The sequence below is a fragment of the Amycolatopsis sp. WAC 01375 genome (assembly GCF_003947325.1).
Classification (GTDB): domain Bacteria; phylum Actinomycetota; class Actinomycetes; order Mycobacteriales; family Pseudonocardiaceae; genus Amycolatopsis.
Map to the genome: position 1 here is coordinate 1 of NZ_QHHW01000049.1, position 14,594 is coordinate 14,594.

General features: G+C 67.6%; 9 protein-coding genes and 1 pseudogene. 6 read left to right on the forward strand and 4 right to left on the reverse strand.

All coding sequences use genetic code 11. The features are described from left to right. The 4 genes and pseudogenes from DL991_RS32725 to DL991_RS32740 all read right to left on the reverse strand — a co-directional run. Positions 1–230 (reverse strand): annotated as a pseudogene (locus tag DL991_RS32725) (HNH endonuclease); the annotation flags it as partial. A 437-nt stretch (positions 231–667) separates the two neighbouring features. Next, positions 668–5,551: a DNA repair ATPase gene (locus DL991_RS32730; RefSeq protein WP_125788222.1), complete on the reverse strand. Its 4,884-nt coding sequence runs from the start codon at positions 5,549–5,551 to the stop codon at positions 668–670. Then, entirely contained in the window at positions 5,548–7,557 is a 2,010-nt protein-coding gene (locus DL991_RS32735; RefSeq protein WP_125788223.1) for a flotillin family protein, read from the reverse strand. The genes DL991_RS32730 and DL991_RS32735 overlap by 4 nt, the downstream gene beginning before the upstream one ends. A 17-nt stretch (positions 7,558–7,574) precedes the next feature. Continuing rightward, positions 7,575–8,159, reverse strand: coding sequence for a hypothetical protein (locus tag DL991_RS32740; protein WP_125788224.1), 585 nt, complete (start codon positions 8,157–8,159; stop codon positions 7,575–7,577). A 276-nt stretch (positions 8,160–8,435) separates the two neighbouring features. Between DL991_RS32740 and DL991_RS32745 the strand changes: the two genes are divergently transcribed. The 6 genes from DL991_RS32745 to DL991_RS32770 all read left to right on the forward strand — a co-directional run bounded on the left by DL991_RS32745 (position 8,436) and on the right by DL991_RS32770 (position 14,580). Next, positions 8,436–8,873 (forward strand): hypothetical protein, encoded by a 438-nt coding sequence (locus tag DL991_RS32745; protein ID WP_125788225.1) that lies wholly within the window; start codon positions 8,436–8,438, stop codon positions 8,871–8,873. A 23-nt stretch (positions 8,874–8,896) separates the two neighbouring features. After that, on the forward strand, positions 8,897–10,996 hold the full coding sequence (locus tag DL991_RS32750) for a heterodisulfide reductase-related iron-sulfur binding cluster (protein ID WP_125788226.1): 2,100 nt from the start codon (positions 8,897–8,899) through the stop codon (positions 10,994–10,996). 48 nt (positions 10,997–11,044) lie between these two features. Beyond that, entirely contained in the window at positions 11,045–11,959 is a 915-nt protein-coding gene (locus tag DL991_RS32755) for a metal ABC transporter substrate-binding protein (protein WP_125788227.1), read from the forward strand. Beyond that, a complete protein-coding gene (locus tag DL991_RS32760) occupies positions 11,956–12,699 on the forward strand; it encodes a metal ABC transporter ATP-binding protein (RefSeq protein ID WP_125788228.1) in 744 nt (247 codons plus the stop codon). Before DL991_RS32755 ends, DL991_RS32760 begins: the two co-directional genes overlap by 4 nt. Further along, the gene (locus DL991_RS32765) at positions 12,696–13,565 is read left to right on the forward strand and encodes a metal ABC transporter permease (protein ID WP_199746788.1); all 870 of its coding nucleotides are present in this window, start codon (positions 12,696–12,698) and stop codon (positions 13,563–13,565) included. Before DL991_RS32760 ends, DL991_RS32765 begins: the two co-directional genes overlap by 4 nt. Positions 13,566–13,764: 199 nt before the next feature. Then, positions 13,765–14,580, forward strand: coding sequence for an ABC transporter ATP-binding protein (locus tag DL991_RS32770; protein ID WP_125788229.1), 816 nt, complete (start codon positions 13,765–13,767; stop codon positions 14,578–14,580). The last annotated feature ends 14 nt before the right edge of the window (positions 14,581–14,594 follow it).

Genomic DNA, 14,594 nt, shown 5'->3' on the forward strand with positions numbered 1-14,594 from the left:
GCGACCTTCATCGCGCCGAAACCACTCACTTTTCCCTCGTCCATCAGAGTCAACGTGCGCGGCAGCCGGGCGGTCAACGCTTCAGCGGCAGCGACCATCGCACCGGCATGATTGTCCACAAGAGACAACGCGAAGGCGACTTCCTGCGTGACACCACGCGCGCCCTCACGATGCCGGTTCAGCCGGGCCAGCGCCCGGAACCGAACCGCCTCAAGCCGGGCGATCCCCACCGACGCCGCTTACGCGACAGCGACGGAATCATTGTCGTCCAACAAACCTATCGAAGCATTCACCGACTCCAAAGCGCTCCGATCGGCGAGTTTCCCGAGTAGCGCCACCGGCCCGGATCTGTGCATGTCCACCCCACGACCCTACGACCGACCACCGACAATTCCGGATCACGAAACCACAGTGAGGCGTCGCCGATTTCCGGCAATGACGCCTCAATGAGCACCGGCCGTTCGAAGGCCAGGCGACACGGCACCGAGGCTCTACATCGCCGATGAACATCCACCCTGAGGCACAGCCCCGAATTCGCACCCACTGCAAGGGCGTCGCCGATTTCCGGCAATCAATCCCTGAACGAGCTACCGCCAAACCAGGCGGCCGCCGTCACCGAACCCCGGCAACAGCGGCCACCCGACCCGAAGCAAAACCAAGAACGCCCTCACATCACATCCCGGACGACCATCCGTTCCGAAGCGCGCTCGATCGCCGCCTCCACCGCGCCGACCCGGTCCGCCAGGAGGCCCATCGCGCCGACCGCGCGGCTCATCGGGTCTTCGTCGTCGCCACCGAGGGCCTGTGCCCTCAGGTACGCCGCCTTCACGGCCGCCCACCGCTGGGCCTCCGAGTCGGTCAGGCGGCCGCGGAGTTCGGCCAGTTTGAGCAGGTTGGCTTCGGCGCCAGAGGTCAGCGTTTGGGCTTCGCCTGCGTAGTGGTCGTCGATCAGCGCTTCGAGTTCGGCGTCGTTCATCGCGGGCACGATCCGGCCGGCGAGTTTGTTCATGTTCCGGTACGAGCCCTGTAGCTGGAAGGGCGGTTCGACCCGGGACGCGTCCGCTTGCGCCGCCGAAGCGATGTAGGCCTGGTTGTTCTTCAGGATGATCCGCTGCACCTTGGTCAGTTTCCGCAGTACGGCGAGGATCTGCTCCAGTTCGGTCGCCGAGTACGCGTGCTTCAGCTGATCCGCCCGCACCGAGCCGTCGCCGCGCGCCAACCGAACCAGAACGTCCACATCGGACCGTTCGCGGGAGACCAGCGGGGCGAGGACGGTGTTCGCGGTGAGCGAGTTTTCGATGTAGCTCAGCGCGAACAGTTCTTCCTTGCCCGAAAGTACATCGCCGAGGTTCCACACGTCCGCACGGTTGGCGAGCATGTCCGGGATCCGGAACCGTTTGCCCTGCTCGGTGTACGGGTTACCGGCCATACAGACCGCGAACCGCTTGCCCCGTAGGTCATAGGTCCGCGTCCGGCCCTCCCACACGCCTTCCATCCGCCGTTGCGCATCGCACAGCGAGATGAACTTCTGCAGCAGTTCCGGCGAGGTGTGCTGGATGTCGTCCAGATACAACAGCACGTTGTTGCCCTGCTCCAGCGCGAACGAGATCTTCTCGACCTCTTGCCGCGCGGTCGCGTTGGGCGCGTCCGCCGGATCCACCGACGTGACGTCGTGCCCGAGCGCCGGCCCGTTCACCTTGACGAACACCAGCCCGAGACGGCTCGCGACGTACTCCATGAGGGTCGTCTTGCCGTAACCGGGCGGCGAGATGAGCAGCAGCAGACCGGACTGGTCGGTACGCCGCGCGTCACCGGTCGCGCCGAGCTGCTTGGCGAGGTTGTCGCCGATCAACGGCAAGTAGACCTCGTCGAGCAACCTGTTGCGCACGAAGGCACCCATCACCTTCGGTTTGTACTCCGTCAGCCGCAGCCTGTCGCGTTCGGCCGCCACCAGATCGTTGCGCAGCCGCTGATACGCGCGGAAACCCGGCACCCGGTCGCGCCGGAACCGCAGCGTCCTGGCCAGCGTCTCGTCGAGCCGCAGGGTCAGGGATCGGTTGACGATCCGGGGATGCGAGCCGAGCAGACCGTCCACAGTGGCCGAAAGCTCCGCCGAGGAATCGTAGCGGGGCAAGTCCGCCAGTTCGATCGCGACGGCCTCCGTCAGTTCGTCGCCGGGCAGACCGGAAGAATCCACAAAGGACCTCAGCCAGGCTTCGGCGAGCTGGTAGCGGTCGGCGAGGTCTTCGAGGGCACGCAGGTCTTCGGCGAAGCTACGGCGGTCGAGCCGGAACTTGTCGAGCAGCGTCCGCGCCCCACCACTGGTGACGAACCCCGGGGACCCGTCGGCCAGTTCCTCGAACAGGTACTCGCCGGCGAGTTCGAGGTCCAGCGTCAGCCCGGACGACGTGGCGAACGCCGTCATCGCCTCGGTGAGCTCCCGCGCCAGCGCGTCGATCGCCGTGGTGTGCCCGAAAGCCTCCCGCACCCGCGCGAGTGACGCGGCGCGCGTCGTCCAGGCGGACTTCGCCGCTTCGTCCGCACCGAACGCCCAGAACACCTGGGCGGCGGCACGAGCGGCGGGCGGATACCGCAGCAGCCCCGCGGCGGACCGCAGGCGCACCAGCACGGCCAGGATCGCGGCGGCGTCGTGGTCGTGCACGCCACGCGCGTAACCCTCGTCGTAGCGGTCTCCGGCGACGCGCCGGACGACCTCCAGCAGATCGGCCTCGGCCAAATCCGGCTGTTCGGCCAGGATCGAGGTCGCCAGGTACTCGGCGCGATAGACCTCGGGCGACTCCGAGACCAGCAGCTGGTCCCAGTACGGCCGCGTCGCTTCGAACGACTCGTCGCGCACGGGCGAGCGGTAGTCGGTCCCGGTGATCGCGAACTTCATCCCGCCGTCGTGCGGCACCAGGGTGAGGTCGATGTCCTGCGTGTTGACCGCGAAGGTGTTGCGGCCGAGGCGGATCGTCTCCCCGCCCTCGCCGTAGAGGTCGAGCCTGTCGCGCAGCGCGCGGCCTGCCTCCTGACGGGCGGCCTTGACCCGGCCTTCGAGTTCTTCGGCACGCACCTGGTCGCCGAGGTCGCGCAGTTCGGCGACCACGCTGCGCAGCTTCGCGACCATCGGGTCGGAGGCGAAGTAGGTGTTGATCTCGTCGACCGAACCGAGTGTGCCGACCCGCCGGGTCACGCTCGTGAGGATCCGCTCGGCCGAGTCGACCAGCCTGTCCGCGCGACGCGCCCGTTCGTCGAGCAGCGCCTGCTTACGCGAGGAGAACGCCTCGTAGACGTCGGTGCGCTTCTCGCCGAGCGACGCGAGGAAATCGTCGAACTCGCCGAACCGCGATTCGAGGTTTTCCAGCTGCAGCAGCAATCTGCCGAGCTGCTCGTCGCAGCGGTCAGGCGTGTCCGCGACCGCGAGCCCGCCGGTGATCGCCTGCGCGAGCAGCGCGAACTCGGCGGCGAACTCCGCCCGGCCCTCGGTCTCCAGCAGCTCCTTGCGCCGCGCTTCGAGGGTGGCCCGTGCCCGGTTGACCGCGCCGATGACCTCTCCGACGCGTTCGAGGATCTTCGTCCGCACCACGGCGTCCGCGATCTCCAGCCCGCCGACGACGTCGGTGAGGACCTCGAGTCCGCCGGACTGCTCGTCCAGCTGCTCGGCGACCGGGACGGCCTCGGCGACGGTGGAGATCGCGCCCGCGGCCTCGATCAGCCCGTCGACCTCGGCGTGGTAGCTCGTGAACGCGTCCTCGCCCTGCAGGAACCGGACGGCGCGCTGCGCGGCCTCGCCGAATTCCGTGTCGAGGTCGGCGATCAGCTTGTCGACGCGGCCGGTGTCGACATAGCGCAGTTCCCGCACGGTGACGAGATGGCCTCGCGCGCGGTGCATTTCGGCGAGCCTGCGCACCCACGCGTCGGCCGCGTTCAGCGCCTCGCCCCGCACCTTCCGCACGAGCGACGCGGTTTCCGCGGCGGCTTCCTCGACGGCGTCGGCCGCCTGCGAAGTGAGCGCGGTGACCGTCTCGAACTCGTCGAGAACCTGTTCCGCGGTGACGCGGACGTCCGACAACGGCGACCGCAGATCGCCGAGTTCGGCCTCCCCGAGCCAGTGGTAATGGTCGAAGACCCGCGCGCACGCAGCGATCAGTGCCTCGAACACCGCCGCGGACGGCGCCATCTCGCCGACCATCCGGCCGATCGAAAGACAGTCGGAGATCCCGCGGACCAGATCGGCGTTGCCGACCCGCTCCAACGGCCCGGTCCCGGTCGGCTGCGACGCCGCGTAGGTGTCGGACTGGAACGGCGTCCGCCACACCTGCATCGGGTGCACGCGGCTCGGCTCGTCGGACAGCGCGCGGAACAACACCATCGTGCCGTCGTCGAACAGCGAGTACCCGTGGCACGGGATCGGGTTCGAGACCTCTTTGCGGATCACGTTGTACGGCAGGAGAAGCGAGCGTCCGTCGGTCCGCGCGTGGAAGACGTACAGCACGTCCTCACCGTTGGGCGAGCGGATCACGCGCTCGAATTCGAGACCGTCCACGGTGGTGTCGAACGTCTTGCTGACACCCGTGTCGAGGTAGTAGCCGCCGGGGAAGATGATCCCGTGGTCCTCGGGCAGCCGCTGGCACGCCTGCCCGATCCCGTCGAGGCGCACGACGTCGCGCGTGCGGGTGTTGAACACCAGGTACCGGTGGACGGTCTCCTTGTACGGCAGCACCCGCAGCAGGATCAGCGGGCCGATCCTGGCGTAGGACACCTCGGCGTCGGCGAGGCTCTGCAGCGGCTCGTCGACCGCCTCGGCGTAGACACCCTCACCGGTTTCGGTGTTGTTCTCGACCTTGACCGTCAGGTTGCCGCCGACGGTCTCGACGAATACCTCGTCCTCGATCGAGATGTGCGGGTGCCGACCGAGAACGTGCTGTTCACGGCTGGTCTCGGTCCATTCGAAATCGTGCGACGGCGGGAAGACGTGGTCGCGTTCGCCCCGGCTGTCCACATAGGACAAGGTGCCGTCCGCGGCGATCCCCCAGCGCAGCACCCGGATGTCCTCGGTCCGCGGACCGATCTGGAACACCGCGAGCAGTTTGCCCTCGACCCGCCGCAGCTGCAGCAGTTTCGCCTGCCGGTAGTAGCGGTACAGCTCGGCGAAGTCGCGGACGAACCGCTCGTCGCGCAACAGCTCCGGCAGCTCTTCGGCGGGCACGTCGTCGAAGCGGAACGCTTCTTCGTCATGACTGAAGCCGTGCAGCGAGAAGACGTCGTCGACCGTCGTCTCGGGCTTGAGCCCGATGAACACGTTGTAGCCGAACAACATCCGCCCGCCGACCGACACGACGTCCCGCGGCACGCAGTTGTTCGCCGTGCGGATCCGCTCCGTGCCGATCAGCGCGAGCTGCGCGCTGCCGAAGACCCCGAGCCGCGCCTTGTTGAGCTCGTCCGCGCGTTTCGCCAGTTCGGCGGCCTGTGCGGCGAGCCGGGCGCGGAGCACCTCATAGGTGCCCGCGTCCAGCTGCTCCGTTCCTGCCGCCGATTCGGTCGTCGTCACTGCTTCGCGGGGGCGAGGGTGGCGACAGAGCTGTCGGCGAGGCCGAGCCGCTGTGCCATCGACAGCAGCTCACGCAGCTTGTCGCTGTCCGGGCCGCCCGCCTGCAACTGCTTGGCAAGGAAGGCCGACAGCGTCAGGTTCTTCACGTCCTCCGTGCTCACGGAGCCGACCAGTTTCGTCAGGTCGTCGGTGAAGCTGCCCGAACCGTCGAGCCACGACTTGCCGAGGGTCTGGACGACGTCCGAGTGCTCGACGAAGCCGTCCACGCTCTTACCCATGCCGATCGAGCCGATCACCTTCTCGAAGAACATCGTCTCACCGCCGACGATGTCGATGTCGGCCTTCTCCAGCCCGATGCCGAGGACCGTGGCCTGCGCCTCGGCGACCTCACGCTGCACGTTGAGCGCGGCGAGCCGGATCTCCTTCTCGGCCTCCAGACGAAGGCGGTACTCCTCGTGCTGGCGGCTGGCGGTGTCGAGCGCGGCCATCGCGGCGGCCTTCTCGGTGAGGCCTTCGGCCTCGCCCTTGAGCTTGTCGCGCATCCCGTCGGCGAGCACGATCGCCTTCTCGCGTTCGACGATCGCCTCCGCGCGGCCGACCTTCTCCAGCGCGTCGGCGTCGCGTTCCTTGACCTGCGCCGCGGCCAGCCCGATGGCGGCCTCCTCGGCCTGGATGCCTTCGGCCAGGCGGATCCTCGCGCGGGTGTCCAGTTCGGCGGCCTGCTGGCGCGCTTCGGCCAGCGTCAGTTCCTCGCGGGCCTTGTGCTTCGAGGCCACCTCGGCGGCCTCCGCGGCCTTGATGTCCTTGACGAGGCTTTCCTGCGCCTCCGCCTCGGCCCGGATGATGATGGCCGAGCGCTGACGCTCCGCCTCTTCGACGACGCGGAGCTTCTTGATGTTCTCTTCCTGCTCCGCCACGGTCTTCTCGACCGCGATCCGCTCGCGGATCACCTCGGCGATGGACCGCTTCTCGGTCTCGACTTCCTTGTCCTTGGCGATGCGGGAGAGTTCGGTCTCGCGTTCGCGGCCGATGACCTCGAGCAAGCGGTCTTTCTCGATACGCTCGCTCTCGATGGCGATGACGCGCTCGCGGTTCTTGCCCGCGACCTCGATCTCACGCTGCTGGTTCTGGTGCTGGATGCCGAGCTGCTCGTCGGTGCGCAGCCCCGCGGCCTGCGACTTGAGCCGCTCCTCCGCCTGCACCTTCGCGATCTCGGCCTCTTCACGCGCCCGCATGGTCTCGACCTCGCGGTTCTGCTTGATCTCCGCGTCGGCCTGGCGCCGCTCCAGTTCGAGGATCGCCTCGCGGGCGTCCACGTTCTGGCGGGTGATCTCTTTTTCCTCGCTGCGGCGGAACTCGTTCGTGCGCACGTGCTCGATCGCGGTCAGCTCGGTGATCTTGCGGATACCCTGCGCGTCGAGGATGTTCGCCGAATCGAGCTGCGCCATCGGCGTCTGCTCGAGGTAGTCGATGGCCGCGTCCTCGAGGCTGTACCCGTTGAGGTCGGTGCCGATGACGCGGATGATCTGGTCGCGGAACTCGTGGCGTTTGGTGTAGAGATCCACGAAGTCGAGCTGCTTGCCGACGGTTTTCAACGCCTCGGAGAACTTGGCGTTGAACAGCTCCTGCAGGGTCGCCTCGTCGCTCGCGCGTTCGGTGCCGATGGCCTGCGCGACCTTGATCACGTCCTCGGTGGTCTTGTTGACCCGCACGAAGAACGAGATCCGGATGTCGGCGCGGATGTTGTCCCGGCAGATCAGGCCCTCGCGGCCGGTGCGGGTGATCTCCATCGCCTTGACCGAGGTGTCCATGATCTCGGCCTTGTGCAGCACCGGCAGGACGATCGCGCCGGTGAACGTCACGTCGACGCGGCGGACCTTCGAGATGATCAGCGCCTTACCCTGCGGCACCTTCTTGAACAACCTGGTGATGGTGAAGAGCAAGACCAGGAGGATGACAACTATCACGGCGATCAGAACGCCGGCCCCCACGCTGATGGCACCCATATTGTTCCTTTTCTGCTTCAGATGTCCAAGGACTCGACCCAGAAGAACTCGCCTTCGGAGTCGTAGTCATAGAGAACTACGCGGCTGCCCGCCGTGAGGTTGCCTTGGCCCGCCTGCCGAACGTCCACAATGGCCGTGGACCCGTCGGCGGCGGCGACTTCGGCCTGGCCGAAGTCATGAGTGACCGACGAGGTGCGGATGACCGCCGCCCGGCCGACGAAGTCTCTCCTGCTCGGTTCCTTCGCGGGACCGAACACCCGGCGCAGTGGCACCACGATCACCCTCGTCCCGAGTGTGCCGAGGACGAGCGCGACGGCGACCACGCCGGCCCCGAACCCGATCCTCGATGGTGTCGAAAGCTCAAGGTCATCGAGTAGAACCGTCCCTGCCAGGCTGGCGAACCAGGTGAATGCGATCAGTAGAGAGAGCGAAATGGACAGTGGGACCCCGCCGAAGCCCGCCAAGAGCCCGTCGCCGCCGTCGAACTCATCGAGATCGAAGGCACCGAGCAGGGCCAGCAGCCAATAGCCGATCACCACGATCAGCAAGAAACTGAAGAGCACGGCCGGAAACCCCAGAGCCGCGGTGACGAACCCGCCCATCGCCGTCGTTCCCTCCCCATTACCCCGGGTCAGGACTATAACCAGCGCGTGACGCCGGGCGGGCCGTTTTCGGCTACGAGTGGGTCACAGTGCTCCCCGCAATCAGTCACCTACTTGCGCCCGCCCCCTCCCGCAAGTAGGTGACTGATCGCGAGGTGGGGTTACGCCGACCGGCCGCCCCAAAGCCATCCGGTTGGACCTGTCGCACCGCCGGAGCGCGCCCTACTCTCCAGTATTGAGAGTGACACAGGACACACCACGGTCTTGGGAGGCTCCATGGGGTGGCACGTTCGCGAAACGATCGACGAGGATCGGCGCGAACGGCGAATCCGCCACGTCACCCGATGTCTGAGTTGCACGCTCACCTGCGTCCATTGTGGACTTCCCGCGAGATTCTCCGTTCCCGCCGGGCATCCCGGCCTCGGCGTGATCGAACACCTTCCCGGCGCGACCACCCCCGGCCTCCCGGATCTGGCTCTGCTGCACCGGTTCTGCCGGGACAATCTCGCCGCGGAGCCGGGTATCGCGCTCAGGCGCGCCTATCTCGGCCTGGCGACCGAACTCTTCGAAACGGGGCGGCGGATCCGCCGTCACCACCGGCTCGGCGTGCATCCGCCACGACCGGGCCATCTCGAGGCCTACCGAAAACGGTGGCGAGTGGCCAAAATGCGGTACGCCTGCAAGGCGTGCCGGTACTACACCGGCTCTCACTGAGCCGATTCTCCCCCGGAGGACTCGTGCTCGTTCGTCTCATCCTCGGTCTGCTCATCACGATCGCCGGTCTCGCCTTCGCCGCCCGCCGCGCGCTCTGGCTCGCCAAATTGATCCGGTCCGGCCAGCCGGACGAAAAACGCTCGGACGTCATGTCCGTCCGCGCGAAAACCCATCTGGCCGAGGTCTTCGGGCAGCGCAAACTGCTGAAGTGGTCCGTCCCCGGGGTCGCGCATCTGTTCACGTTCTGGGGCTTCGTGATCCTCGGCTCGGTCTATGTCGAGGCGTACGGCGCCCTGTTCGACCACGACTTCCACATCCCGCTCATCGGGCACTGGGCGGCGCTGGGGTTCCTCCAGGATTTCATCGCGGTCGCGGTGCTCGTCTCGCTCGCGGTGTTCGCGGTCATCCGGATCCGCCAGGCACCCGAACGGAAAGATCGCGCGTCGCGCTTCTTCGGCTCGCACACCGGCGGCGCCTGGCTGATCCTGTTCATGATCTTCAACGTGATCTGGACGATGTTCCTCTTCCGGGGCGCGTCGGCGGCGGTCGGCGTCTTCCCGTACGAGTCGGGCGCGTGGGTTTCCCTCGGCGTCGGCGAACTCCTGGAGCCGCTCGGCCCCGCGGTCACCGAACCGCTGGAGACCGTCGGGCTGCTGCTGCACATCGGCGTGATGCTCGCGTTCCTGTCGATCGTGCTCTACTCCAAGCACCTGCACATCTTCCTCGCGCCGGTCAACGTGACCGCCAAACGCCTCCCGGACGCGCTCGGCCCGCTGCTGCCGATGGAGTCCGCCGGCAAGCCGATCGACTTCGAGGATCCGGGCGAGGACGACACGTTCGGCCGCGGCAAGATCGAGGACTTCACCTGGAAGGGCATGCTCGACTTCGCCACCTGCACCGAATGCGGCCGCTGCCAGTCGCAGTGCCCGGCGTGGAACACCGGGAAACCCTTGTCCCCCAAGCTGATGATCATGGATCTGCGTGACCACCTCTTCGAGAAGGCGCCGTACATACTGGACGGCAAGGAAGCGCCTGAAGAACGACCGCTGGTCGGCACCAAGGAGGACTTCGGCGTCATCGATCCGGACGTCCTCTGGTCCTGCACCACGTGCGGCGCCTGCGTCGAACAGTGCCCGGTCGACATCGAGCACGTGGACCACGTCGTGGACATGCGCCGCTATCAGGTGATGATCGAGTCGGCCTTCCCGAGCGAACTCGGAGTGCTGTTCAAGAACCTCGAAACCAAGGGAAACCCTTGGGGCCAGAACAACTCCGACCGCCTCGCGTGGACGAAGGACCTCGGCTTCGACGTGCCGATCTTCGACGGCGAACTCGCCGAAGACGTCGAGTACGTCTACTGGGTCGGTTGCGCGGGCGCCTTCGACGACAACGCCCGCAAGACCGTCCGCGCCACCGCGGAGCTCCTGCATCTCGCCGGGGTGAAGTACACGATCCTCGGCACCGACGAGTCCTGCACCGGCGACCCGGCGCGCCGCTCCGGCAACGAGTTCCTCTTCCAGATGCTCGCGCAGCAGACGGTCGAGACGCTGAACGCGGTGTTCGAGGGCCGCGAACCGGGTACGCGCAAGATCGTCACCACCTGCCCGCACTGTCTCAACACGCTCGGCCGCGAGTACCCGCAACTGGACGGGCACTACGAGGTCCTGCACCACACGCAACTGCTGAACCGGCTCGTCCGCGCGGGCAAGCTCACCCCGGTCAAACCGGTCGACGCCGGGCCGGTGACCTACCACGACCCGTGTTACCTCGGCCGCCACAACAAGGTCTACGAGCCACCGCGCGAACTCGTCGGCGCGACCGGCGCCACGCTCAGCGAGATGCCCCGGCACGCCGACCGCTCGCTCTGCTGCGGTGCCGGCGGCGCGCGGATGTGGATGGAGGAGCAGATCGGCAAACGCATCAACCTCGAACGCGTCGACGAGGCACTCGGCACGGACGCCGAAACCATCGTCACCGGCTGTCCGTTCTGTCGCGTGATGCTGAACGACGGTCTCGTGCAGCGGCAGAGCGAACAGCGTGGCCAGAACGTCACCGTGCGCGACGTCTCGCAGCTCCTGCTGGAGACCGTGCGGGAGCGGGACCGGACGGTGACGGAGATTTAAGGCACACGAGAGTTGGAAGTTCGGCGCGCCGAACTCTAAACTCACGGGATGGCGAATCTGCGCAAGACCGTGTGCGCGCTGGCGGCGTCGGCGCTCGTCCTGTCCGCTTGCGGCGGTCCCGCCGGCGGCACGGACGACAAGCGGCCCGTCGTGCTGACCACGTTCACGGTCCTGGCGGACATCGCCTCGAACGTCGCGGGCGACAGGCTCAGGGTCGAGTCGATCACCAAACCCGGCGCCGAGATCCACGGCTACGAGCCCACCCCGGACGACATCAAGAAGGCCGCGAAGGCCGACCTGATCCTCGACAACGGGCTGAACCTGGAGGCGTGGTTCGCCCGGTTCGTCAAGGAGAGCGACGCGCCGCACAAGGTGGTCAGCGAGGGTGTCCAGCCCATCGCCATCGGCGAAGACGCCTATCAGGGAAAGCCGAACCCGCACGCGTGGATGTCTCCGGCGAATGTGGGTATCTACGTGGACAACATGGTGAAGGCGTTCAGCGAGCTCTCCGCAGGCGACGCCGCCGTGTTCAAGGCCAACGGCGACGCCTACAAGGCGAAACTGAAGGAGGTGCGGGACGAGATGACGACTGCGCTGAGCGGCCTGCCGCAGAACGAGCGAGCGCTGGTCACCTGCGAAGGCGCCTTCTCCTACCTCGCGCGCGACACCGGCCTCACCGAGCGGTACATCTGGGCGGTCAACGCCGAACAGCAGGCGACGCCGCAGCAGATCACCCGCGCCATCGAATTCGTCAAGCAGAACAAGGTCCCCGCGGTGTTCTGCGAGTCGACCGTCTCCGACGCCCCGATGCAGCAGGTCGTCTCCGCGACCGGTGCCGCGTTCGGCGGCGTCCTGTACGTCGATTCCCTGTCCGGCCCCGAAGGCCCGGTGCCGACCTACCTCGACCTCATCCGTCACGACTCGAAGACGATCGTCGCCGCGCTCACCGGGGCGAAGCCGTGACGGCCGCGATCCGCGTCGAAGGCGTCACGGTCCACTACGGCGACGTCCTCGCGCTCGACGGCGTCGACGTCACGCTCGAACACGGTCACGTCTGCGGGCTGGTCGGGATGAACGGCTCCGGCAAGTCGACGCTGTTCAAGACCGTCATGGGCATGGTCCGGCCGGACACCGGCACGGTGTCGATCGACGGCGGCACCCCCGCCCGCGCGCGCAAGACCGGCGTGATCGGGTACGTGCCGCAGAGCGAGGACGTCGACTGGTCGTTTCCGCTGTCCGTGCGGGATGTCGTGATGACCGGCCGCTACGGGCGGCTCGGCTTCACCCGGCGGCCGCGCCGCGCGGACCACGAAGCCGTCGACCACGCGCTGGAGCGGGTCGAACTGACCGAACTCGCCGGACGGCAGATCGGCCAGTTGTCCGGCGGGCAGCGCAAACGCGCGTTCGTCGCGCGCGGCATCGCCCAAGGCGCCCGCGTCCTGCTGCTGGACGAGCCGTTCGCCGGCGTGGACAAGCGGTCCGAAGCCACGATCACGCGGCTGCTCAAGGAACTCGCGGCCGACGGCGCCGCCGTCCTGATCTCCACGCACGACCTGCACGCGCTGCCCGGCCTCGCCGACGAGGCGATCCTGCTGATGCGCAAGGTGCTCGCGCACGGCTCCCCCGGCGAAGTACTCCGGCCCGAAAACCTCGCGCTGGCCTTCGGACTCGATGTCCTGCAACGGGAAGAGGAGCTCGCGTGAGCCTCTACGACCTGTTCCTCGAACCGCTGAGCTACGACTTCATGATGCGGGCGCTGGCGTCCACGGTCATCGCGTCCGCCGTCTGCGCGGTGCTGTCCTGCTGGCTGGTGCTGATCGGCTGGTCGCTGATGGGCGACGCGGTCTCGCACGCCGTGCTGCCCGGCGTCGTCCTCGCGTACGTCCTCGGCGCGCCCTTCGCGCTGGGCGCCGTCGTCTTCGGTTTCCTCGCCGTGGCACTGATCGGCGTCGTCCGGGACACCAGCCGGGTCAAGGAGGACGCCGCGATCGGCATCGTGTTCACCACGTTGTTCGCGCTCGGGCTCGTGCTGATCTCGGTGACGCCGAGCCAGACCGACCTGAACCACATCATCTTCGGCAACCTGCTCGGCGTCGACACCTCGGACCTCATCCAGATCGGCGTCCTCGGCGCCATCACGCTCACCCTGCTGGTGCTCAAACGCCGCGATTTCACCTTGTACGCCTTCGATCCCACGCACGCGCACGCCATCGGGCTCAACCCGCGGGTGCTCGGCGCCGCGCTGCTCGGGCTGCTCGCGCTGACCGCGGTCGTGGCGCTGCAGGTGGTCGGCGTGATCCTCGTGGTGGCGATGCTGATCATCCCCGGCGCGACGGCGTACCTGCTGACCGACCGATTCGGCCGGATGCTCGTGATCGCGCCGTCGTTCTCGGTGCTCGCCGCGGTGACCGGGCTGTACCTGAGCTACCACCTCGACACCGCGTCCGGCGGGATGATCGTGCTGGTGCAGGGCGCCGGGTTCACCCTGGTGTACCTGTTCGGACCGCGGCACGGGATCGTCGGGAAGCGGCTGGCCAAGCGCAGGCGGGAACTGGCGCGAACGGTGTGATCAGACGGCCGACACGCGTGATCAGACGGCCGACTCACGTGATTGGACGGCCGACACGCGGCGGAGTCCGGCTACGGGCGAGTCGGCCATCCAGTCACGCGTGTCGGCCACTAGGCCGCGGCGTAACCGGACAATCACCCCGCGCTCTGTGTCGCTCGTGACATGGGTACCGACCTCGCCTTAGGTTAGGCTGCCCTTCATGTCTACGGAAGACGCGCTGCTCACCGGCCATGACCTGGTGCTCGCGCACCAAGAGCGGGCCGTGGTGGACGGCGTGTCGCTGTCGCTGCGGGCCGGCACCGTGACCGCGCTGGTCGGGCCGAACGGGTCCGGCAAGTCGACGCTCCTGCGTTCGCTGGCGCGGTTGCACAAGCCGCGCGAGGGCAGCGTCCGGCTCGGGGAACGCACCGTCTGGGGCGGGCACGCGTTGTCCGGCAAGGAGTTCGCCCGCAAGGTCACGTTGCTGACCCAGCACCGGCCCACGCCGAGCGGGGTCTCGGTGCGCGACGTCGTCTCCTACGGCCGGTATCCGTACCGGTCGGGCTGGCGCGGGGTCGACGTCGACGGCGCCGCCGCGATCCGCCGCGCGATGGAGCTGACCGGTGTGACGCCGATGGCCGAACGCGGCGTCGACGAACTCTCCGGCGGCGAACTGCAGCGGGTCTGGCTCGCGTCCTGTCTCGCCCAGCAGACCTCCGTGCTGCTGCTCGACGAGCCCACCAACCATCTCGACCTGCGCTATCAGGTCGAGATCCTCGACGTCGTCCGCGATCTCGCCAACGAAGGCGTCGCGGTCGGCGTGGTGCTGCACGATCTCGACCACGCGGCGATCATCGCCGACGAGGTCGTGCTGCTGAGCGAGGGAACCATCGTGGCCACGGGTGACATCGGGCAGGTGCTCACCTCCGAGCACCTTTCCCGGGCCTACGGCGTCACCGTCCACGTCGCGAACGACCCGGTGACGGGCGCGATCCACTGCAGGCCACTCGGGCGGCATTCGCCCAGGCCCGCCTGAGAAAATCCAGGAAG

Excerpts from the sequence above, each read along its gene's own strand:
- DL991_RS32735 (WP_125788223.1), bottom strand. The coding sequence starts at position 7,557 with ATGGGTGCCATCAGCGTGGGGGCCGGCGTTCTGATCGCCGTGATAGTT.
- DL991_RS32740 (WP_125788224.1), bottom strand. The coding sequence starts at position 8,159 with ATGGGCGGGTTCGTCACCGCGGCTCTGGGGTTTCCGGCCGTGCTCTTC.
- DL991_RS32745 (WP_125788225.1), top strand. The coding sequence starts at position 8,436 with ATGGGGTGGCACGTTCGCGAAACGATCGACGAGGATCGGCGCGAACGG.
- DL991_RS32755 (WP_125788227.1), top strand. The coding sequence starts at position 11,045 with ATGGCGAATCTGCGCAAGACCGTGTGCGCGCTGGCGGCGTCGGCGCTC.
- DL991_RS32770 (WP_125788229.1), top strand. The coding sequence starts at position 13,765 with ATGTCTACGGAAGACGCGCTGCTCACCGGCCATGACCTGGTGCTCGCG.